Source organism: Peribacillus sp. NPDC096448 (assembly GCF_044762675.1).
Lineage (GTDB): Bacteria > Bacillota > Bacilli > Bacillales > DSM-1321 > Peribacillus > Peribacillus frigoritolerans_B.
In genome coordinates this window covers 174,877-198,036 of record NZ_JBIWEU010000008.1, presented here as the reverse complement: position 1 = coordinate 198,036, position 23,160 = coordinate 174,877, and the positions used below count along the sequence as shown (strand labels likewise).

The window sequence follows — 23,160 nt, the reverse complement described above, 5'->3', positions numbered from 1 at the left end:
CCATTCTACATTTTAAATTCCAAGCCAAAATGAAGTATAATAAAGAGATGCTTCAAAAAACGCACTTTTAAAAAGGGTTCCAACCCCTCATCACTTAGCTTTGTGAAGCGGAATGAGGATAAAGGATTCCAGGCATGGTTAACGTGAATGCCCGTTATTCCTGTTTATATCCGAACCGCTTATATTCAAGCGGATTTTTGACGATATTGACTTTTACAGGGTTTCTATGAATGTACGGCAAGAAGCAGTGATCGTTTGTTCGATTAAATGGATTTGAACGTAAAGAGAACGGCCATAGTCCGGCATTCGATAAACGGCCCAAGAATAAGCCGAGTCGGGATTTATATAAGTTAAAGAACGATGGTTCATGATCATACAAAAATATAAATTTGGTAAATAGGGCTAGTCCCTGAAGGAGGAGAGTATGGAGCGGGAGTTGTTGTTAGTTGGGGAGCGGCTGGCGGAATTTTTGGAGGCCGGGGATCCGGAAGATTCGGATGTAGTGAATCAAGGGCTCCAGTTATACCGTCAGGGGCTCGTTGATATTAAAGAAGAAGCGGTGGATACGATTGCGGCTGAGATACAGGAAGAGACACGATATAAGGCCAGGCTGAATCTGCTCTCCCCACAGGATGGAAGCTGTACATGTGATTCAAGGTTCATTTGCCGGCATCAAATGGCCGTTTTCTTTTCTTCATATTCTGACCACGCTAGCGTTTCCGAATGGCTGGGCGATTGGAAAGCACCAAAAAACATCTCAACCGCCCAAGCACTGCAGCAAGTGAAACCGGCAAGTGAATTACTTAAACAGGCGGCGGGGAAATCCATCATCTTAGATAAAAGCTATCCATCATGGAAGCAATTCGTGAATGAGGCCTTTGCGGAACATGTCGAGCCCCATATAGGCGAGGCTACTTATATGATTGAAAATCATATACAAACTTACTTTAAACGCCTTAGCTCAAAATCTCCAATGGAAAGGGAATGGAAATTACTTTATCATTTCGTTACGCAATTTTGCACGATGCAGCAAACACTGAGAATGATTCAGCTGCATAAAAGTGAGACGCAAACGATCAGGGTCTTTTATGCACTTGCCGTCGACCTGGCAGAAGAGCTGCATGAAACGGTACAGCCGCTCAACAGGCAAGCGCGGCCCTTCGCTTTTGATCCCTTCGTTTTCAGCATCAAGGAAGATGTAGCTAAACTACTGGATGGAGGAGAAGGCCTCGAATACGAAAAGATCGACCTCTACCGGGAGATATGGAGCTACTTATTCTCTAACTCCTCATGGCGTAAAGAGGAACTGGAACGAATCAATAAAGAACTTCCCGAGAAGTATATGGGCACGACTGAGAGGACGTCCTATACCCTGGCAGCCATTCACCTATCCCTTTTGGAGAACCATGATAAACAAGCGATTGAGCTTCTTCATGAATTGAAGAAAGATGCCTGTCCATACATTTTTTATTGGCTGAATCTCCTTGCTGAATCTGACAACCGGGCACGGACCATCCCTTTCATTGAATTCATCAATAATAATGTCCAGGAGTTCCTTGCCGGTTTATCCGATTATTATAAACGGGTAGATTTCGTCCGGACCTTTACGACTTTAATTAACAGTTGCTGTTATAAATTAAAACGGACCGATTTGCTTGAGAAATTTTACAGGGCCACCCTACCGCACAGCTATTGGAACTATGCAAATTTCCTTTTTGAACAAGGACAATATAAAAAATGGGTGGAGATGCATATTTACTCAGAAATCAGCATTGACTTAATCAGCAGTGAATCCATCAAAGAAGTGGTCTCAAAAGAACCGGAACTAATCCTGCCCCTTTATTATCATGCGGTCCAGGAAAAAGTTTCTTTGAAAAACCGGCCTGCTTATAAGCAAGCTGTCCGTTATTTGAAAAGGATGCGCACCATCTATAAAAAGAGCAAAAAGGAAGACGTATTCGAACGTTATATACTTTATGTAGCGGATTCGACCAAACGGCTTCGCGCTTTCCAAGAAGAACTAAAAAGGGGTAAGCTTATCGATGTTTAATCCAGGGAAATTAAAAATCAAAATAGCCGCTCTCGAAAACGGAACTTACGCCCTTGGTGTCGTCAATGAAGAGAATACCTTCCTAACCACGAATTATATACGGAGGCTGTTATTCAACTGGGATGACGCAAGCTTTTATGGTACAAAAATGACTACGGATATAGTGGATGGAAATCAAGTATTCATTCTTGACGCTTGGGGACTTCTCAACTTTTTTGCGAGGGAAAGCTTTAACTCCTTCATAGAATGGGAATGGTCCGAGATATCCTCCCTTTGCCTGTCAGCAGCGCCCGTTCTTCATGAATCCATTGAAGCTGGAATCCCCGTACCGGATTTCACTAATCTTCAATTGGATTCCATCGGCTGGAAACTGCCGGAAGAAGTGGAAGAGGAATTCGTTCCTTCCTTTTGGGAAGAAGAAATATCTTTGGATCTTCCTCAACCTGAACTGGAAACCAACCGTACTTTTATCGAAAAGTGGTATAACGGTGCCGCTAACATGTATTTAAAAAACTATTCACCTATGCAGCATAAATGGAGTGAAGCCGTCGGGGCATTAAAGGATACACGACTTTCTCCCGAAGAATTACAGGCCTTTTTTGACAAAGACAGCTGGCAGGAATGGCTCGGTACCCTGCCTGATCCCAAACCATTCACTATAGGTCTCCGTTTAACTGAGCCTCCTGAGGGCAATGGGCCTTGGATACTCGATGTTACCCTTCGTTCCAAAAGGGATGAAAATATCATTGAAACATATACAGGAAAAAAACTGCCGCGCGGCTGGAACAAGTATGCAAGTGATGTGGTGCGTGCTACGAAACGCTGGCAACTCGTCGTCCCATGGCTTGGGGAGAATGGACGTCTGAAAAGGGAGATTTCGGAAACGGACGCATGGGAGTTCTTGACCGATGCAAGCGAAAAGCTCCTGTTTCTTGGCGTCGAAATTCTCCTTCCATCGTGGTGGCTTGCCTTGAAGGAATCCTCATTGAAGGTCAAGGCGAAAGTGAAGAGCCAATCGAACCGCGGCCCGTCTTATGTGGGGTTAAAAGCTTTAATGGACTTTGATTGGCGGTTCTCATTGAATGGCAAAGAGCTCACTGAGGCGGAGTTCGAGGAGCTCGTCAATGAAAAAAGGCGGCTTGTCTTCATCCGCGGCCAATGGGTCAAGCTTGACCCAGCTTTCATTAAACAAATTCAGGAGCTGATGGAAACAGCCAATGAAAAAGGCATCCAACTGACTGACTTGCTGCAGCAGGAACTGTTGAATGGCGTAAATGAAGATGGCGATGACGATTCTGAAAACGATGAAATGCTCCGGATTCAATTTGAATTGAACCAGGAGCTCCGTAAAATGGTGGGAAGGCTCCGGGAAACCAAAAACATATCCATCCTGCCCGTCCCTAATGCACTTCAAGGAGATTTACGCCCCTATCAAAAACTGGGCATGAGCTGGCTCCTTTTTTTAAGGGAGCATGGTTTTGGTGCTTGTCTAGCCGACGATATGGGACTTGGAAAAACAATCCAGATGATTGCCTACCTACTTCATGTGAAAGGCAAAGAAGGAGCCGGTAAAGAGCTGCCCGCTGCGCTCAGGGACGAACAAAAGAGTGAACCGATCATCGTCGAAGAGGATAGCGGTGTTGAGAGCAGTGATGAGGCTGAGGTCATTGCCACTTCCCCCGAATCCGTCTCTGTACAATCGGCGCTCATCGTCTGCCCGACATCGGTCCTTGGCAACTGGCAAAAGGAATTGGAAAAATTCGCACCTTCACTTAAAGTTCACCTTCACTACGGATCGAATCGTGCTAAAGGTGAAGCATTTACTAAACTGGCAGCCGATCATGATATTGTTTTAACATCATATGGACTGACCCACCAAGATGTGGCTGAACTGACCTCCATCCATTGGAGCAGCGTTATTCTTGATGAAGCACAAAACATCAAGAATGCCCAAACGAAGCAATCCAAAGCTGTCCGAAAGCTAAATGGCAGACATCATATCGCCTTATCGGGTACGCCGATGGAAAACCGTTTAAGTGAGCTATGGGCGATTTTCGACTTCATCAACAAGGGTTATCTCGGAACGCTAGGTCAGTTTCAGGAAAAATATGTGGCGACCATTGAGCGTGATGAACAGAAGGATAAAATCAAGGAATTGCAGCGTTTGATACAGCCATTTTTGCTTCGCCGTACAAAGCGCGATAAAGAAGTCGCCCTTAATCTTCCGGATAAGCAAGAACAAAAGGAATTCGTACCGCTTACCACCGAGCAAGCATCGCTGTATGAACAACTGATTAAAGATACATTCACTGATATCGAACAACTGTCTGCCTTCGAAAGAAAAGGCATCATCCTTCAGATGCTGAATAAGCTAAAGCAACTTTGCAATCATCCCGCTCTTTACTTAAAAGAGACGGAAAAGGAAAACATCATGAAGGCACCTAACCGATCAGGCAAACTCGAGAAGCTGACCGAGCTTATCGATGCGGTCCGCGAACAGGATGAAAGCTGTCTCATTTTCACACAATATATCGGGATGGGCAATATGATTAAGGAATTGCTTGAAAAACGATATGGCTTTGAAGTTCCATTCCTGAACGGGAGTGCGAACAAGAAGCAGCGTGATGAAATGATCACCCGATTCCAAGATGGGGATTTCCCTATATTCATACTCTCGTTGAAAGCAGGCGGAACGGGTCTTAATCTTACGGAAGCAAACCACGTGATTCACTATGATCGCTGGTGGAATCCAGCCGTTGAGAATCAAGCCACCGACCGTGCTTACCGAATTGGGCAACAACGTTTCGTTCACGTCCATAAGCTAATCTGCACAGGGACCCTGGAAGAAAAGATCGACCAGATGCTTGATAAAAAGCAAGCCCTGAACGACGAGATCATCAGCAGTGACAACTGGATCACCGAACTTTCCACAGAGGAAATCAAGGACCTGGTCGCTCTTCAATAACCCGATTTCACGATATGATTGAGGGCAGGTTGTTAACTTATAACGAAAAAAAGGGGGAATGCATATATGATATGCATTCCCCTTTTTTTACACATAAGCGTCCTGTAACTTTTAAACTCTTGAATACCTGGCATGGTCTGGCTCGAATACGTTTATCTTATTCAAAAAAGCGATTTCACCATATAGAGAGCTGTGATCCAAATGATGATTGCAGAAATTTTATTTAATATGACAAGGAATTTTCCAGATGTATCAACCTTTTTCAGCAATCGTCCCGCAAGACATAATCCGTGGAACCAGCACCATGACACAATGATGCACGTCATGGTGAAAATCATTTTATCTTTTCCTGAATAAACAAGTGAGCTCGAACCGATTACACCTATCGTATCCAAGATCGCATGCGGATTCAGTAATGATACGGATAGAGCAAATACAATTTGCTTTTTGGTCGACATCTGCATGGATTGGGCACCTGACTGTGAGTTTGATTTGGCAAACCAAATCTGAAAGCCCATATACAATAAAAATATAACTCCGATTATGATTAATGTAAGGCGCAACCAGTCGTATTGCATGACAATCAACGAAACACCTAAAATAGCTAACAAAATGAGCACTGTATCACAAATTGCAGCCGTGATCGTTGCTGGCAATGCCTTTTTTATTGTAGGTTGGATTGCTCCTTGATTAAAAATGAATACATTTTGCACTCCCAATGGAAGTATCAGCCCTAATGCCAATAATAATCCATGAAAAAATGGCCCCATACGAATACCCCCTTCCTTCATATTCAGTATAATGAATAAAACAACGGAATTGACCATCCAATTGGTTGGCCTTCAAACCAACCAATTTATAATGAAAATAGAACATGAAAGGAGTGGTTTGCGTATGTTTATCGAATGGAGACCAAACCGGTCTTCCGGCCAATCACTTCACCAACAAATAGTAGATTGGATCAAACAACAAATTACACGGGGGGAATGGCCAGTTGGTACTAAGCTTCCATCACAACGCTCATTGGCCGACTCATTTGGCGTAAACCGAAGTACCATCATCATAGCCATAGATGAGTTGATTGCTGACGGATTATTGGAAACCAAGGTTGGGTCCGGCACATTCGTTTCAAACAATACATGGAATGTGCTCGTCTCCAGCAAACAGCCTGACTGGAAAAGCTATGTCCGAAATGGCCTTCATGAACCTAATTTAAAAACGATTCAGGACATCAATCAGTATGAAACGGACACTGCCATCATCAGATTAGGCACTGGCGAACTATCTCCTGCTCTATTGCCTACAAAACAAATCGAAAAGACGTTGCGATCCACTTCTTTTGATGCGCACTCATTAGGTTATTCCGAACCCAAGGGTGATAAGAGACTTCGCCAATGTATAAGTGTTTATTTAGAAACAAAAGGGATCAACGCAAGCCCCAGCTCCCTCATGATCGTTTCTGGCGGGCTTCAGGCACTCCAGTTGATTTCAGTTGGTTTACTTCAAAAGGGATCGATGATTTTACATGAATCCCCTTCCTATTTAAATTCCGTCCACCCATTTCAATCTGCGGGCATGAACTTAGTAGGTTTATCAATACAAGATCGTGAAAGTATCCCGACACAAATAAAGCGTATCAATGGAAGGAAGAAAGCGTCACTGTTTTATACTGTCCCAACGTTTAACAATCCAACGAATACTACATGGTCAAAAGAAGAAAGACTTAACCTCCTATCACTATGCAAAAAAGAACAGATCCCGATTATTGAAGATGACGTATATAGTGATTTGTGGTTTGATAAGGAACCACCGCCGCCATTAAAATCCCTTGATGCAGATGGCCTTGTATTGCACATTGGCAGCATGTCCAAAACATTAAGCCCAGGATTGCGTATCGGATGGATTGCTGGCCCAATAACTGTGATTGAACGTTTAGCGGACATTAAAATGCAAATGGATTACGGTTCCAGTGCACTTTCCCAGCACCTTGTGGCTGAATGGTTAGCAAATGGTCAATATTCAAAGCATTTAGAGTGGCTAAGGCATAGGTTGATAGAACGCAGGGACTTTACAATAACTCTTCTCAATCAATATTTTAAGGGACTGGCTGAATGGCAAATACCTCAAGGCGGATTTTATATATGGTTAAAATTATGTAAACCCATCGTGAATCCAAACCTTTTCAAGCAAGCGATAAAGGAAAACATACTTCTTAATCCGGGATACATATACGAACCAAATAACCATACACATTTACGGCTTTCATATTCATACGCCTCGGAGGAACAATTAGCTTATGCCATCCAATCCCTTTCAAAGATCATTCGGCGGTTGGTTTGAAATCCTGAAGGATAGGAAACACTCATGGCGAAACATCAATGGAGCTGCCTTGGCAGCTCCATCCATATCACGGATTAGCAGCTTTCATTTTTACATTCCACTCTTTTTGCTTGATGATGAAAAAAGAATGGTGATCGCCATGATTGATCATGATATGTTCGAGGATTGCAGTAAGCGCCTCCCCCTTATTCGGCTGATATGTCCCTGAACTTTCCTCAATGATGATTTTTTCTTGGTGGGGGTCATAATTGATAGATGTTTTAGCACCTCTTTCAAAAAAAGAAAGGGTTACCTCCTGACATAGAGGAAAATCCTGATAGGGTGAATCTGAGCGGGGATCCTTTTCAAAGGGAGAATGGACGTGCTGAAGTGCATCAAAGAAACTCGGTTTCGTAAGAAATGACCTTTCACTTCCTCTCCTTTCGAATTTCACTGTAATTCCAAGACTACTTACTTTATTGCTGGATTTCTTCTTATAATTCATAGATACCCTCCTTTTATTAGGTTCTTTATACCTAATTCTTTTATCTCACCCCATTTACCTGCCGGATAATGAAAATACTTCCTCACTAATAGATTTCCATATTAGCACGGTGAAAACGCAGTGGATTATCCTTAATCATCACGAAAGAATTCAAAATACGGAAATCTTATACGAAAAACAGCCCTCTTGAATAAAAAGGGCTCATACTGTAGAGAAATTCGATAATAATTGATTTCACCCACAGTTCTTTTGAGGGTTTGTACAATTCGAACGTTGATTTGGAACATAGGTCTCGCGTTCCGCCCCTCGGCGCTCTTTGCGCCTGTAGGTTCTCCCTTGGACACGCATTTCCCGCAGGAGTCTCGAACACCCGCTCCAATCAACTGGAATGTTTTTTAAAGAATACTGTAGGCAAACTCGCTTTTCTTCGTACAAAAGGAGGTTCGGAATTATTACCCCGAACCATGATTATAAAAAGAAAACTTGGTTATCCTTCATGAATTTTCACCTTTTAATATGGAATGAAACCCTCATTAAATTGAAAAAATTTGCGACACTCCTGCCGAATAACTGGCTAGCCGAGACTCCTCAGACGCTTACTTTGATCGGCTTGGCAGACATTCGACGGAAAGGGGGCGGATTTCTGAAATCAACTGGAACGTTTTTCAAAGAAAAAGACTGCAGCCCTCTTGGATAAGAGGGCTGCCTTTCGTTATTTTTTTGCTTTATTGATGTTAAAGGATTTCTTCGATTCATTTCCTGCAAGATCGGTCACCTTAAATTCAATCTTGTTGTTGCCTGTTTTAAGCGGCAGTTCCAAATCATCTATCTTTTTCTTATAGGAACGCATTTTGTATGGTTCCTTGAATTCATGATAGAATATTTCACTTCCGTTCAGGTAAAGGCGGATTTCATCGAAATTATCCTCTACCGTCACGTCCACTTTTGGATTCTTGTCTTTGAACCCCACAGTTTCCGGTACGCCTTTAACTTTTAAACCTGGCTTTGTTGCATCGACCATAATCGTCCGTTTAAAGGAAACCGTGTTATCCCATTTATCAGTCGCTTTAACCGTGAAGCTTTGGACACCATCATCGAATTTTTTTTCATATGAGAATTCATATTTATTATTCGTTTTGTTATACGTTGCAGGTACCGTTTTATTGTCGATTTTAAATTCCTTTATTTCCGACGCTTCTTCAATTTCTCCTGTTATTTTGATTTTATTTTTATTGTTCACGCTCAAGGCTTCAGGACTCTTGATCTTTACAGCTGGTGCATGATTATCGATTGGAGCCGAATCACTGGCTAATTCGGTTTCAGCCGTTTTTTCATTACCTGCATAGTCGATAGCCACAACCTGAACCTTTTCCCCTTTTACATCAGGTAGGGTGAATTGTTTAGCATTCGCCGGGAGCGGCTCCTCCATGATAGATGCTCCATCGACTTGTACATCGTAATAAGCAAGCCCTGAACCATTCAAATTATCCTTACCTTGAATGGTCAATACGTTGCCTTTTTTCGAAATCTTGACTGTCGGCTTTACCGTATCGATTTTGATAGGCATTTTAACCGTCTGCCATTTTGCACCCTCGTAATCTATCATCGCTTTGATTTCAAAATAATAGACCCCATCCTTACCAAGTGCATTATTCATTTTACCGTCCCATTTACGGGCCGGATCCAAGGTGTATGCTGTCCCTAGTCCGCCATCATAATAGTCCTTGCGTACATTATTCTCTATGCGAAGTTTCCGGACTGTTTTGTTTTCACCATTCAATATATTGTATTCTACCTTTTTCGCATTCCTTAAGAATGATAGGACAGGCACGAAGTCATCCTGTGCACCATCACCATTTGGAGAAATCGCAATATTTTTGCCATTGAATGTTTTCCCCGCAGGGTCATAGCCAAGATAAGTGAAATCTTCCCCTGCTGTCGATACTCCTCCTGCCATGCCATAGAAAGACTCTTTGTCATATTTAGTGCCATCCAAGATCGGTGCTTTGTCCCACTCCCCTTTAAATCCTACATATGGTACATTCAGTTCCGGATTCGTATCGGCTGGATCCGTCAATGAAATGAACCCTTCAACAAAATAGCCGTTTGGAAAAACCTTGTCAATGTCTACAAGAGTCTGTAGGTCATCGCCAAGTACCTTTGCATCGGATATGTCCACTTTCACTTCGAATGTAACCGATTTTTTTGCAGGAACGGTAATCATATTTGTATTTTTATTATTGATTTTAATCGAAGCGTTCTTAATTTCCTGTGCTTCCAGCTCGTTAGCGGAATAGCCCAGTTGTCCCTGGATTGCATAGTCTGTTTGGATATTTCCTTTTACATCATACTTGACTGCTTTATTGCTGAAGTTTTCAACCTTTAAAGTAAAGGCGAACTTATTGCCGATCTCCTTCATGGCAACCTTCGCTTCTTTCGTGAATGCCTCGGTTACGACTGCAGGTGTGGACAATGCGGATTGCAGCTGCATGACCCCGGCTCCCTGCCTGCGGGGCGAGTATGGGTTTTCCCAGTCAAGGGCCTTATTGACGACACCCTGATCCGTTAATGGTTTTGAAGTATTCATTATCAGGTTCTTGGCTAATTCAGCCCGGGCTGATCCTTCTAATTTAAAATCTTTATCCACTCTTTCAAGAACAAGTGCCGAGCCGCCGGAAACATGTGGTGCCGCCATAGAAGTACCGCTCATCATTCCATATTCATCGTTGTTCAGCGTCGAATAAATTTGTCCACCCGGAGCGGTGATTTCTGGTTTGAAATCCAAGTTCGGTGCCACTCCCCATGAACTGAATGAGCTCATTTTCCCTGCTTCCGGATTTACAGCTTTTGTTTTATCGCCATTAAAGGTAATCATCACCTTTTCGCCATCTGTTAAGGCCGCTTTCAGCTTTGCACCATCCGATTTCAACATGAATAGCTGAGGAATGGTGATGCTTGGATCTGTAGCCATGGAAATATATCCGTCAGCATTATTGTAAATAATGACACCTGTCGCTCCTGCTGCCTGGGCATTTTGCGCCTTTTCTATAAAAGAAAGCGTGCCGCGCTCGATGAGGGCGAACTTGCCTTTAACATCCACTTTGGAAAGCTCCTCTGGCGTCCCAAGACCGGCAGCAACCAAGTCATGCGTTTTATCCTTCAAAGCATTGGGATGTACGCTTGAAGCCGACATGAACGGGGCTTTTCCTGCTTGACCGTTTATTTCATAAGTCGCTGCATCCAAATCCATATAGTTATTCTCTACCGATGCCACTTGTACAGAATCGTAAGCAAGTCCAGGTGAACCTGAAACGCCAATATCCGGGTTCGAGGCTGATGGGTTTGCAAATCCATTTCCAAAGTGTGCCGAGTTTCCTGCTGAAATCGACATGAGGATCCCATTATCAACAGCTCTGGATACCGCCTGCTGCTCCGGATCTTCTGCCGATACAAAGCCTGCAGTGGAGCCAAGACTCATATTCAGTACATCGGCCCCAAGAATGATGGCATCGTCAATCGCCTTAATATATATATCACCCCATGTTGTCTGCATGTCGGGATCATTCCCGAAGACCTTTAAGGCAAGAAGCTGGGCTTCAGGAGCAACCCCTTTAATGCCGCCATTCTCTTCATCTCCATTGGCTCCAGCGGTACCTGCTACATGCATTCCATGCATGGAAGCCGCTTCACCAAGGTCAAGGATTTCTTCATTTTCATCCATGTAATTGTATCCGTAAGGAACCTTCGCCGTATAATAATTGCCTAACAGATGGCTAGATTCCTTCATCCCGCTAATTTCACTTTCAGTCAGTTCGGCCTTATTCTCGTCGCTAAGGACCATATCACGGTGAGATGGGTCGATTCCAGTATCAATAATCCCGACGACCATCCCTTCCCCTTTATATCCATATTCCCGCCATGCTTCCTGGGCTTGGACAAGTTCTTTGCTATATAACATCTCGGGTTTTTCTGCAGGACGTTCATATTCATTCGCTATATGTACTTCAGCAACTTCAGGCATGGCTTCCACCTTTTTGATTTCACCATACTGAAGTTCACCGCTGAATCCATTGACGACTGTCGTAAAACTTTCAAGTTCCTTGAAAGCTATTTTTTTCTCTTTCACCTTTTTTTTCAATTTCTTCTGAGTAGCTAGCTTTTCGGACTTTAATTGTTGTTTCTTATTTTTTGATAACTGTTTAAAAAGTTTCCCTTCTTTCGAAGCCGTTTCAATTGCCGGGGCTTCCTTCATCTCTACGATGACCCTGACCTTCTCATTGCTTTTGTATTTCTTCCCCAAGTCATTTTTCTTCAGCTTTACAATACTTTCCTGATTCTTCTTACCTGCACCGCCCGAGCCCGTCGGGGGATCTGGGAGCTTGGCTGCGGAAACGCTTGCAGTAAATACTAATAGAAAGATTGCTAGAATGGACAAGCTACGTTTAATCAATGAACTTTCCTCCTCGAAAATAAGCAATTTTTGGAATATTCTTACTGAGTATAAAAGTATCACAACTTTTGGGGTGATTTTAAGAGGTAATAGTCACTATTTTCCTATTTGGAACTAGTATCTTTTTATTATTTTTCATATTTTAATAGATTTACGACAAAAAGATGGTGATGTTAAATTAACATCACCCCTTTACTTCTAGTTTTTCATTCTTGGATCCAAGGCATCGCGCAGCCCATCCCCCATTAGGTTAAAGCCAAGTACGGTAAGCATGATCGCAAGCCCAGGGAAGAGAACCGTCCATGGGGCTTGAATGATGAACGCCCTGGAATCGGCGAGCATTTTTCCCCACTCTGGTGCTGGCGGCTGTGCACCGAGACCGAGAAAGCCGAGTGCTGCACACTCAATGATGGCAGTTGCAATCGCCAAGGTACCTTGAACGATAATCGGTGCAAGGCTATTCGGAAGGACGTGGTGAAGGAGAATGCGGCCATCCCCCATTCCAATTGCCTTTGCAGCCGTTACATATTCCTCTTCTTTCACCGTTAAGACCCGTGAACGTAAAAGCCGGCCGAATATCGGGACATTGACGATGGCTATGGCAATAAGTGCGTTGCGAAGGGAGGGCCCCAAAACGGCAACGACAGCAATGGCAAGCAAGATACTTGGAAAGGCCAGAATAATATCAAAGATCCTCGATATGATCGTATCTATCCACCTGCCATAATAACCGGCAATGATCCCCAAAAAAGACCCAACAACGACAGATCCGGCAACAGATAAGAAGCCGACCCCTATTGAAATGCGCGAACCATAAATGACCCTGCTCAAAATATCCCGGCCAAATTCATCCGTTCCGAACCAATGCTCCGCAGACGGGGCCAAGTGTTTATCACTTAGCTTTTGCCCCTCAAATGAATAAGGTGCTATAACGGGCGCGAAGATGGCGATTAAGATGAAAAATGAAACAATCCCCAGACCCACAATGGCCACCTTGTTTTTCCTAAAGCTTTTCCAGCCTTCCTTCCAGGGAGAGATGACTTTTTCCTCTGCCTCTTTTGGAGGAAGGATTGGCGAAGTATTCGTTGCTATTTCAGGCATGAGTTTCCCTCCCTATTTATACTTAATCCTAGGATCGATCGCTGCGTACAACAAGTCCACAACTAGATTGATCATGACAAACAAAAAGGCGATGACGAGAATTCCGGACTGTATCACCGGATAATCCCGAGATAGGATTGCATCATAAATATATGTACCGATACCTGGCCATCCAAAAATGTTTTCCGTCAATATGGCGCCGCCTAAAAGTAATCCTGTCTGCAGACCGATAACCGTCACCACTGGAATCAAGGCATTCTTAAATGAATGCTTGTAAACAACCCAAAACATTTTCATTCCTTTAGCACGAGCCGTACGAATGAAATCCGATCTCATAACTTCCAGCATGGACGAACGTGTCATCCTTGCAATAATCGCCATCGGAATGGTAGCAAGCGCCATCCCCGGCAAAATGAGATGCTTGATCACCTCGAAAAACTGATCAACCCTGCCAGCCATGAGTGTATCTATCAAATACAGGCCGGTTATGGCCTCAACGGGATCCCTGATATTGTCCCGCCCTGTCGTCGGAAGTAAATCCCATTGAATTGAAATGATGTATTGCTCCATTAATCCCAGCCAGAAAATAGGCATGGACAAACCAATCAACGCAATCACCATGGCGACATAATCAAACCATGAGTTTTGAAACCAAGCTGATATTATCCCTGCATTCACACCTATGACCACGGCGATGATCATCGCAATCAAGGCCAGTTCTATCGTGGCCATTAAGTATGGCCCAATTTCTTCAGAAACCGGACTATTCGTTTTTAACGAAACACCAAGGTCCCCCTTTAACAGGCCCGATAAGTAATCCCAAAATTGAATGAACCAAGGTTTATCCAGGCCAAGTTCCTTTGTCATTGCAGCGACTGCCTCTTTCGTTGCTTGCTGCCCTAAAATCACCTGTGCTGGATTTCCAGGAATCGCCCGAATCATCATGAATACAATAAACGCCATTCCGAGTAACACCGGAATGAGAGATCCTAAACGTCGTACGGTATAGGAAAACAAAACAATCACCCGCCTTTTAAATAAGGGTCCTTCGAAGCGCCCTCGATCATTTTGAAATGCATTCCATAACAAAACCGGGAAGCATGCAAGACTCCATACTACCCGGTTCGTACGGTTAATTTTCTAGAGATACATTAACAAGGGATTGTGAACCAGTTGGATGTGGAACAAACCCTTTGACCGTCTTAGATCCGGCTAACTGCGGTAAAGAGTGTACAAGCGGAACCCATGGAGCTTCATCATGAATGATTTCCTGGGCTTTTCCATACAACTCATTACGCTTGGCTTCATCTGCCGTGGACTGGGCTTCGATCAGCAGTTTATGGACTTCATCGTTTGCGTAACGGGCATAGTTGTTGGAGCCGATATTATCTTTATCCAATAATGTATAAAGGAAGTTATCCGCATCTCCATTATCGCCTGTCCAACCCATCATGAAGGATTGGGCTTCACCAGCCTGCAATTTCTCTAAATATGCAGCCCATTCGTACGAAACGATATTCGCTTCGATGCCGACTTGTTTTAGGCTTGCTTGAATGGCTTCAGCCACTTTCTGACCATCCGGCATATATGGGCGCGGTACCGGCATTGCCCATAGATCCATTTTAAATCCGTCTTCAAGTCCAGCTTTTTTCAGCAATTCTTTCGCTTTTTCTACATCATAATCATAGTCTTCGACTTTGTCATTGTAGCCAGAAACGGATGGAGGCATAGGATTCTTGGCAGGCTCTGCCGTGCCTTCATAAAAATTATCAATGATTTCCTTTTTGTTGATCAAATGCGAGATGGCTTGACGCACTTCTTTCTTGTCGAATGGAGCTTTCTCAACATTGAAAGCAAAGTACCCGACGTTCATGGATGCACGTTCGAATATTTGCAGTTTTTCATCTCCTGTAACCTTACTGATATCACTTGGGTTCAACCCGTCCATCAGGTCGATTTCCCCCTTGATTGCAGCATTTAGACGCGCAGAGTTATCTTTAATGACCTTAAACGTGATTCCATCAAGTTTCGGCAGTCCATCTTGCCAATAGTCATCGTTTTTCACCACTTCAATCGTATCGCCAGGTTTCCATGATTTGAATTTGAAAGGACCTGTACCAGATGGATTTTTAGTGAAGTCGTCACCCTCTTTTTCAATTCCAGCAGGACTGGCTATTGCAAATGTAGGCATGGCAAGGTTTTTCAGGAACGGCGCCTGCGGACGGTTTAAAGTGAATTCCACCGTGCTGGCATCAACCGCTTTTACTTCTTTGATAACATGACTTTCATCTCCTTCAAATCCTCCGAACATGGAGGCATAGTACGCAAATTTACCTTCATCCTTACTTTGTGCCCAACGTTGAAAGTTTTTTACTACCGCATCTGCATTGAAATCCGTACCATCATGGAACTTGATTCCGGTTTTCAATTTGAATGTATATGTTTTTGCGTCATCGGACACTTCCCATGACTCTGCAAGACCCGGTTTGATTTCCGTATCATCTTCCCCATATTTCACAAGCGTTTCAAAAATCTGCTGTGTGACGATGAATGATTCCCCATCGGTCACGATAGCTGGGTCAAGACCGACAGCGTCTCCGCCTTTACCGTATATCAATACGCCGCCCTTCGCTTCACTCGATCCCCCTTTACCATCTTCTTTCTCTTTTGATGTGGACGAGGAGCATCCCGCAAGCGCTAGCGAAAGAGCCAGGATACCAGTCAGCAATAATGCCAATGTCTTCTTCATATTCTTCCCCCTTATTATTTACGAATTTATGTATACGTCGTGTCAATTGTATAAATGACAAGCAACGTAGTGACCAGGTTTATGTTCACTCAGGATTGGTTTTTCCGTATTGCATTCTGCCATCGCCTTCGGACACCTCGTATGGAATGGACAGCCACTGGGCGGGTTTGATGGGCTTGGAACATCCCCCTGCAGGATTACCCTATCCCCCTTATATTCCACATCAGGGATGGGCACGGCTGATAATAAAGCCTGCGTATATGGGTGAAGCGGATTTTCATAAAGTCCTTCACTTTCCGTCAATTCAACTATATGTCCAAGATACATGACACCGACACGGTCGGAGATATGCCTTACCACCCCAAGATCATGAGCAATAAACAAGTAGGTCAAATCAAAATCTTCCTGCAAATCCTGCAACAGATTCAAGACCTGTGCCTGAATCGAGACATCCAGTGCAGATACCGGCTCATCGGCAATGATCAGTTTAGGGTTGACTGCAAGTGCCCTCGCAATGCCAATACGCTGCCGCTGGCCCCCACTGAATTGATGCGGATACCTTTTAGCATGGTAACTGCTTAAGCCAACAACCTTAAGAAGTTCCTGTACACGGGCCTTTCGCGCCTTTTTATCTTTAACCCCGTGAACGATGAGCGGTTCTTCCAATATTTTTTCAATAGTATGCCTGGGATTGAGGGAAGCGAATGGGTCCTGGAAGACCATCTGCATTTCACGGCGCATCTTTCTCATTTCACTTGAAGATAAAGCTGTCAGGTCCTTTCCTTCGAAATAAACATTGCCCTCGCTCGGCTCAAGCAATCGAAGCAATAATCTTCCCGTCGTAGACTTTCCGCAACCGCTTTCACCAACAAGCCCCAAGGTTTCCCCTTTATAAATGGAAAAAGACAAACCATCAACTGCCTTGACCTCTCCAATGGTCTTTCCTAGAACCCCTCCTTTAATCGGAAAATGCTTCTTTAGGTTTTCTACCTTAACCAATGTTTGATTCATGCAAGGCAGCTCCTTTCCCATCTTCATACAGCCAGCAGCGAACATGCTGACCCTCATTGAATTCCAATAGAGACGGGGCCTCATTTATACATTGCTCCATCGCATGGGAGCACCGGGGAGCAAACTGGCACCCGAGGTTGCTTGTCCCAGGTTTTGGCACATTGCCCGGTATCGAGTAAAGGCGCTCTTTCTTTATTCGCATATCGGGAATCGACTGAAGTAAACCGACCGTATAAGGATGCTTAGGGTTTTGGAAAATCGTTTGCACATTTCCTTCCTCTATCACCTTGCCGGCATACATGACAATGACACGTTCACACATTTGCGCCACTACCCCAAGATCATGGGTAATCATCATGATTGCCGTGTCTGTTTCTTTATTTAAATTCTTCATTAACTCCAGGATTTGTGCCTGGATCGTCACATCCAAAGCCGTTGTCGGTTCATCGGCTATAAGGAGTTTCGGCTCGCAAATCATGGCCATTGCTATCATGACCCTTTGCCTCATTCCGCCAGAAAGCTGATGCGGATACTCTTTGAGCAATTCCTCGGCACGGCCAAGCCCAACCAGCTTCAACATTTCCACCGCTCTATTTCGGGCCTGCTTTTTATTCCATTTTTTATGTATCCGAAGCGTCTCGACCAACTGCTCGCCAATAGTGAACACGGGATTCAAGCTTGTCATCGGTTCCTGGAATATCATCGCTATATCGTTCCCGCGAATTTTTCTCATTTTCGCTTCAGAGGCATTTGCGATGTTTTCTCCTTTAAAAAGGATTTCCCCCTCCACCTTACCAGCCGGTGAAGAAACCAGACCCATGATGGACAGAGAAGTTACGCTTTTTCCGCATCCCGATTCTCCTACAATCCCTAAAACCTCACCAGGATTGACATGAAAATCGATTGAATTCACGACAGGGATCACCCCATCGTCCGTACGAAAACTGGTTCGAAGCCCATTAACCTTAATAATTGGTTCGTCCATCAAATCACTTCCTATATATAACTTTTTTTCCAATTATATTATTGGGTTTATTATTGCATCAAAATTAAAATATTACAATATATTTTCTAAAAATTCTAATTTAACAGAATTATTTTTTATTTTTTCCTATTTACACACATTTTGGCACAAAAAAAAGACTGCTTATTTGTTTGCAGTCATTACAAGGGGGAAATCAAATAACTCGATTTTTTTGAGGGTAAATCGGGGTTTCAAGCGGAGAAAAAGCTATATTAGCTTTGGGGAATGAATGGCTGAAAAATAATTCTATATACTACTGCCAAGATTCACTAAAAATTTCTGAAATTCTATGCATTGGTTATTCATTATGGTCATATAAATACTTTTTTTGTGTTTCGAATTGAGATCTTACATTTTCTTAAAAACAATTCTTTCTTAAGCAAGCTAGAGTAACACTATAAACCAATATGTTCAAAATCCTTGGGCTTAATATCATTTTGTTTAGATCCGATGAATTGAACCCTCTCGGCGACCACTTCAGTTACATATACATATTTAGCCTCCTGATTTTCGTATCTCCTTGTTTGTATTCTGCCAGTTATGCCGATTATGGCACCTTTTTTACAATATTGAGCAGTATTTTCAGCCGACTTTTTCCATATGATACACTGTACAAAGTCTGCCTCATAGTTACCGACAGTATTACGGAAGTTCCGATTGACTGCCAACGTGATATTGGAAACAGCCTTGCCATCGGGTGTGTATCTTAATTCTGGATCCTTCGTAAGCCTGCCGACGAGGGTAACTTGGTTAATCATTTTTTCACTCCTTTCTCTTTAATATGCTTTAATCATACTCTTTCTTCCATCGATTAAAAAATGGAGGAAATGTTCTTATTACACCATTTTTCTTCATAAAAAGCCGTTTCGATTGGTGCAAAAACATTTTTTAGTGATTAAAATCAGGTGAAATACGAATAGTTAACAAAATTAAATATTTTGCAAATTTTTATCCTATCCTTCATAATTTAGACAAATGTTGGGTTTTCATTTCATTAAGGGACTTTTTTTTAGTATGATATAATTACCTTTAAAAGGATGAATCGATATGTACCCTTTCAAAATTATGTTTAAGAGAGGTAATCACCGCTCTTTCTTGCAAGAAACGGAGGAATTAGATGAAATCATTTAAATTGATCTCGTTGCAAATTGTTACTGAAAATTTAAACTTGATTGATATTGCATTAACAGATGGATTGATTATAAATAAAGAAAACGATGCTAGATCATGGTTACTGGAAGCTTTTGTAGAAGAAAATCATTTCAAAGAGCTTGAACCCTCACTTCCCGATATAGACGGAGAGGTGTATATCCAGGCAGTCATTACCAAAAAGGACAATGAACCGGCTTTGTTTCAAACTGTTTTACGTACAATAAGAAAAGTGGGCAATCATTATAGCCTTTTATTCGTTGGTCACATCCAAAAAACACGGAGCAAGTATGCAGAACTCCTTCTTGAAGATTTGGTCCAAAAAGGTCTCGTCGGCGATGAACTTATAAAAGAGTTCAAGCAAAAAATCCGCTCAAAGCCTAAATTAGCAACTAATAAATAAAAACCTTCCCTTAATTCCCATCCCCTAATTCGAATGCACATAAAAAAGACTGACATAGACGGATAAGGATATTAATCCTCTTTTGCCTAAGCCAGTCTTTCTCATTCTGTGCTAATTACTTATTGTTGTCGTCATTTTTATCAGGGTCTTCAATCAAGTCATCGGCATCATTATCGACGTTATTATCGTCGTTTTCAAGCAATCCATCATCATTACCGTTCATGCCGTTATCATCCGTACCATTGTTATCATCTGTACCGTTGTTATCGTTCACACCATTGTTATCATCTTCTATGATGTTGTTATCTTCTTCTGGTGCGGGATTGTTGTTGTCATCATTATCCGTTCCACATCCAGCAAGGAACATAATAGATAATAAAGATCCCCCAAGTAGTGCAAAAATTTTCTTCATCATTTTTGGCAACCTCCCTTCTTTCTTTATCATTAGGTATTTTGCCCGAATGTGAAAATAACTTGCGTCCTATTTTAAATTTAAAAAGAAAATCTGCTAATTGGAATTAAACATTAAAAAATGCCGGACATATAAATGTCCGGCATTCAAAGGGAGAATAGGATCTAAAAACCACTCTTGCTTAAAAAAGCAATGCAGTGCTTTTTTTACGATCCTTAAACCACTTTTGGAATATATGTTAAATATCCCATTTTATTTTCACGGAAAATGAATGAATTTCTTACTTGTCACCAAAAGCAAACATGATATCGGCTTCACATGCTGTTTCCCCATCAACCGTTGCCACTGCTTTCCCTTTACCCATTGACCCTCTCATACGCACTATTTCCACTTCCAGACGCAGCTGATCACCTGGTTTAACTTGCTTTTTAAAGCGGCAATTATCAATCCCAGCAAAAAATGCAAGACGGCCTTTATATTCTTCTTGCTTCAAAACGGCTACAGCTCCAACTTGCGCTAAGGCCTCTACAATTAAAACTCCAGGCATAACTGGATAATCGGGGAAATGACCATTAAAGAATTCTTCATTTGCCGAGACATTCTTCAATCCAACCGCTCTTTTCCCTTCATCAATTTCTATGATCCGGTCGACTAATAAGAATGGGTACCGATGCGGGATAATTTCCTTTATTTGTGTGATATCAAGCATACTTGTTCCTCCTATGACTTAAATATTTCAAACATAACGTAAACTCGCCCCTGTCATCTAGACAGAGGCGTAGTTGCCATGAAATATAAATCCGTTAACGACAGCAACTACTTCAAAAAAACATGGAACTACGCGCCCTTGTTCACTATATCAAAAATATGGGTCCATGTGGATTTTTGGAAAACATCCATTGCATGTCCTCCGCCAATCACACTATATCCTAATAGTGCCCCGGATAATACAGCAATGAAAATCAATCCGATAACAATGAGTAAACGAAGCCAAATTGGCAAAAGACGGACCTTGATTCTACGATTCGGTTTCGCCTCAACTTCCTTTATCTCTTCTTCAATTTGTTGTCTCATTACACGATTTTGTTCCATATAGAATGTGAAAGCTCCTTTTAAGAAAACTCGCCGACTGATTTCCCCGATACGCCAGAAATTCAGCAGCTATGCAAAATGATCGGCACGAATGATTTATCTTGTTATGAATTCATTATAACCGATTTGCTCTAATTCCGCAGGGAGACATTTTATTTACCAGATTACTTAACGGATTCCATTGACTAATCCGCTCATTTGATCAGCCATCGTTACCGCCCGGGATTGAAATTGATAAGATCGCTGAACATTGATTAGATCCGTCATTTCTTTGGAAAGATCGACATTTGAGGCCTCCAGGGTACCTTGACGGACTGCTGCCTGATTGCGGGAATCCCCTGTTAATGCAGTCATGATATCGTCTTCTGTAACACCCAAGGCATTGAAGTTTTTGGGCAGGCCAAGTAAATTCCCGCCTAGCCGGTCAATAAATTGCGGTTTCTTTACCGAGACAATTCCGAGCCCAAAACTCTTTACCCCATATTCTTCCGTATCCACTATCAATAAGCCATTTTCGGAAATCTTAATGTCTTTAATATTTCCCTCTATGAGGATTGGTTCACCATTTTCATCAAGTACTTTATGTCCAGCAGAGGTAACGAGCACCATTTGGTCGTTAGCATTTGGAGATAAATAAAAGGCCCCATCCCTTGTAAGCCTTGTATTGACCCCATTATCGTCCTGAACGCTCACGGTGAAGAATTGGTCATCCTGGGTGAATGCGGCATCAAGGTTGCGGTCCGTCGTCTTTAAGGCTCCCTGTGAAAGCACCAATTGAGATTGGCTTATCATAGCACCTGTTCCCTGCCGGATGCCCGGTGCGGTCAACCTTCCTTTTTCCTTGGCCCCACTCGGTTGATTATTGAAACTCTGTGTCAATAAGTCATTGAAACTCGTTTGGGTCTTTTTGTAGGCTGTCGTGTCCACATTCGCGATATTATTACTTATTTGATCGATTTTACTTTGAAGTTGGTTCAGCGTATTCGTCGCCGTCATCATCGTCCGGTTCATGTTTTTTCCCCTTACAGTTCAAATTTCCGAATTTCACCTACCGTTCAATTAAAGCCTGCCAACTTCATTGACTGCTTTATCCAAACTTTTATCATAGGCTTGAAGCACCTTCTGACTCGCTTCAAAAGAGCGGTATGCCGACATCATTTCTGTCATCGTTCTCGATTGGTCAACATTGGAGGATTCAAGAAAGCCCTGCTTAGTAGAAAAACCGACATCTGCAGCCGCGTATGCGCTAGGTAATTCCCCATCATCCACAGCCTTATATAGGCCTTCGCCATCCTTCATGAGCTGTAATGACGGATCATCCGAATAACTGATCCCCATACGTGCGATTTGAACATTTCCTTCTAAAATAACACCGTTTTCCGCTACTGTGAATCGATCGCTATTAATCTGGATCTTTTCATTAATTTCGTTCAATACATACTGACCGGAAGGCGTAGTCAGATAACCTTTCCCATCCAAGGTGAAACTGCCGTTACGCGTATAACGGATAGCACCATTACCATCCTGGACAGTAAAAAACACCGAGCCTTGCCGACCCGTTTCCTCATTAATCGGAAGGTTTTCATCAACCAGGGAAATATCCGTATTAAGCTGGGTTTCTTCCAATATGCCCTGGTTAAATAAAGGATTCGCCTCCTGTACGTAAACACCCGTACTGAGCCCCCCAACCTGGGAAATGTTAGACATGCTCAATTTGCTCTCGGTGGGAACCGTTTTACCACCTATGCTGCTTATGAGCATTTCCGGAAAAGACCTTACACTCATTTGATCCGCTTTATACCCTGTTGTATTCGCATTGGACATATTGTTTGTGAGTAATTCCGTGCGCCTTTGCTGTGCAAGCATCCCGGAAGCAGCCGTATAAAAACCTCTTAACATTTTCTTCACTCCCCAATCTACATAACTAATC

At 42.7% G+C, this 23,160-nt stretch carries 18 protein-coding genes; 4 read left to right on the top strand and 14 right to left on the bottom strand.

The window, feature by feature from the left end:
• The first annotated feature begins 424 nt into the window (after positions 1-424).
• Positions 425-2,050 carry a hypothetical protein gene (locus ACIQ0C_RS15505; protein ID WP_403061438.1) on the top strand — a complete coding sequence of 542 codons (1,626 nt, stop codon included), beginning with the start codon at positions 425-427 and terminating at the stop codon, positions 2,048-2,050.
• Positions 2,043-5,015, top strand: a complete 2,973-nt coding sequence (locus ACIQ0C_RS15500) for a DEAD/DEAH box helicase (RefSeq protein ID WP_403061435.1) — start codon at positions 2,043-2,045, stop codon at positions 5,013-5,015. The genes ACIQ0C_RS15505 and ACIQ0C_RS15500 overlap by 8 nt, the downstream gene beginning before the upstream one ends.
• Positions 5,016-5,176: 161 nt before the next feature.
• Here ACIQ0C_RS15500 and ACIQ0C_RS15495 read toward each other — a convergent pair whose 3' ends face one another.
• Positions 5,177-5,785 carry a LysE/ArgO family amino acid transporter gene (locus tag ACIQ0C_RS15495; protein ID WP_402835776.1) on the bottom strand — a complete coding sequence of 203 codons (609 nt, stop codon included), beginning with the start codon at positions 5,783-5,785 and terminating at the stop codon, positions 5,177-5,179.
• A gap of 124 nt (positions 5,786-5,909) precedes the next feature.
• On the opposite strand from ACIQ0C_RS15495, the gene ACIQ0C_RS15490 reads away from it, so the two are divergent.
• A complete protein-coding gene (locus tag ACIQ0C_RS15490; RefSeq protein WP_403061432.1) occupies positions 5,910-7,355 on the top strand; it encodes an aminotransferase-like domain-containing protein in 1,446 nt (481 codons plus the stop codon).
• A gap of 67 nt (positions 7,356-7,422) precedes the next feature.
• Here ACIQ0C_RS15490 and ACIQ0C_RS15485 read toward each other — a convergent pair whose 3' ends face one another.
• The 8 genes from ACIQ0C_RS15485 to ssb all read right to left on the bottom strand — a co-directional run bounded on the left by ACIQ0C_RS15485 (position 7,423) and on the right by ssb (position 18,932).
• Complete coding sequence (locus ACIQ0C_RS15485; protein ID WP_403061429.1) at positions 7,423-7,839, bottom strand: hypothetical protein; 417 nt, start codon at positions 7,837-7,839, stop codon at positions 7,423-7,425.
• A 712-nt stretch (positions 7,840-8,551) separates the two neighbouring features.
• On the bottom strand, positions 8,552-12,289 hold the full coding sequence (locus ACIQ0C_RS15480) for a S8 family serine peptidase (RefSeq protein WP_403061426.1): 3,738 nt from the start codon (positions 12,287-12,289) through the stop codon (positions 8,552-8,554).
• A gap of 198 nt (positions 12,290-12,487) precedes the next feature.
• On the bottom strand, positions 12,488-13,390 hold the full coding sequence (locus tag ACIQ0C_RS15475; RefSeq protein ID WP_402835768.1) for an ABC transporter permease: 903 nt from the start codon (positions 13,388-13,390) through the stop codon (positions 12,488-12,490).
• A 12-nt stretch (positions 13,391-13,402) separates the two neighbouring features.
• Complete coding sequence (locus ACIQ0C_RS15470; RefSeq protein WP_403061423.1) at positions 13,403-14,407, bottom strand: ABC transporter permease; 1,005 nt, start codon at positions 14,405-14,407, stop codon at positions 13,403-13,405.
• 115 nt (positions 14,408-14,522) lie between these two features.
• The gene (locus ACIQ0C_RS15465) at positions 14,523-16,139 is read right to left on the bottom strand and encodes an ABC transporter substrate-binding protein (RefSeq protein ID WP_403061420.1); all 1,617 of its coding nucleotides are present in this window, start codon (positions 16,137-16,139) and stop codon (positions 14,523-14,525) included.
• 42 nt (positions 16,140-16,181) lie between these two features.
• The gene (locus tag ACIQ0C_RS15460) at positions 16,182-17,150 is read right to left on the bottom strand and encodes an ABC transporter ATP-binding protein (protein ID WP_402835762.1); all 969 of its coding nucleotides are present in this window, start codon (positions 17,148-17,150) and stop codon (positions 16,182-16,184) included.
• Positions 17,131-18,135, bottom strand: a complete 1,005-nt coding sequence (locus tag ACIQ0C_RS15455; protein WP_403061417.1) for an ABC transporter ATP-binding protein — start codon at positions 18,133-18,135, stop codon at positions 17,131-17,133. The genes ACIQ0C_RS15460 and ACIQ0C_RS15455 overlap by 20 nt, the downstream gene beginning before the upstream one ends.
• Before the next feature lie 434 nt (positions 18,136-18,569).
• Entirely contained in the window at positions 18,570-18,932 is a 363-nt protein-coding gene (gene ssb / locus ACIQ0C_RS15450; RefSeq protein WP_403061414.1) for a single-stranded DNA-binding protein, read from the bottom strand.
• A 359-nt stretch (positions 18,933-19,291) separates the two neighbouring features.
• Here ssb and ACIQ0C_RS15445 point away from each other — a divergent pair, with 359 nt between their 5' ends.
• Positions 19,292-19,726 carry a YwpF family protein gene (locus ACIQ0C_RS15445; RefSeq protein ID WP_402835757.1) on the top strand — a complete coding sequence of 145 codons (435 nt, stop codon included), beginning with the start codon at positions 19,292-19,294 and terminating at the stop codon, positions 19,724-19,726.
• A gap of 115 nt (positions 19,727-19,841) precedes the next feature.
• Here the strand turns inward: ACIQ0C_RS15445 and ACIQ0C_RS15440 are convergent, their stop codons facing one another.
• The 5 genes from ACIQ0C_RS15440 to ACIQ0C_RS15420 form a co-directional block, all read right to left on the bottom strand.
• Positions 19,842-20,141 (bottom strand): hypothetical protein, encoded by a 300-nt coding sequence (locus ACIQ0C_RS15440; protein WP_402835755.1) that lies wholly within the window; start codon positions 20,139-20,141, stop codon positions 19,842-19,844.
• A 277-nt stretch (positions 20,142-20,418) separates the two neighbouring features.
• A complete protein-coding gene (gene fabZ, locus ACIQ0C_RS15435) occupies positions 20,419-20,847 on the bottom strand; it encodes a 3-hydroxyacyl-ACP dehydratase FabZ (protein WP_034315755.1) in 429 nt (142 codons plus the stop codon).
• A gap of 128 nt (positions 20,848-20,975) precedes the next feature.
• Positions 20,976-21,230, bottom strand: coding sequence for a DNA-directed RNA polymerase subunit beta (locus ACIQ0C_RS15430; RefSeq protein ID WP_053087418.1), 255 nt, complete (start codon positions 21,228-21,230; stop codon positions 20,976-20,978).
• Positions 21,231-21,398: 168 nt separating this feature from the next.
• Positions 21,399-22,241, bottom strand: coding sequence for a flagellar hook-basal body protein (locus tag ACIQ0C_RS15425; protein ID WP_403061411.1), 843 nt, complete (start codon positions 22,239-22,241; stop codon positions 21,399-21,401).
• Between the two features lie 48 nt (positions 22,242-22,289).
• Complete coding sequence (locus tag ACIQ0C_RS15420) at positions 22,290-23,129, bottom strand: flagellar hook-basal body protein (protein ID WP_403061408.1); 840 nt, start codon at positions 23,127-23,129, stop codon at positions 22,290-22,292.
• Positions 23,130-23,160: the final 31 nt, after the last annotated feature.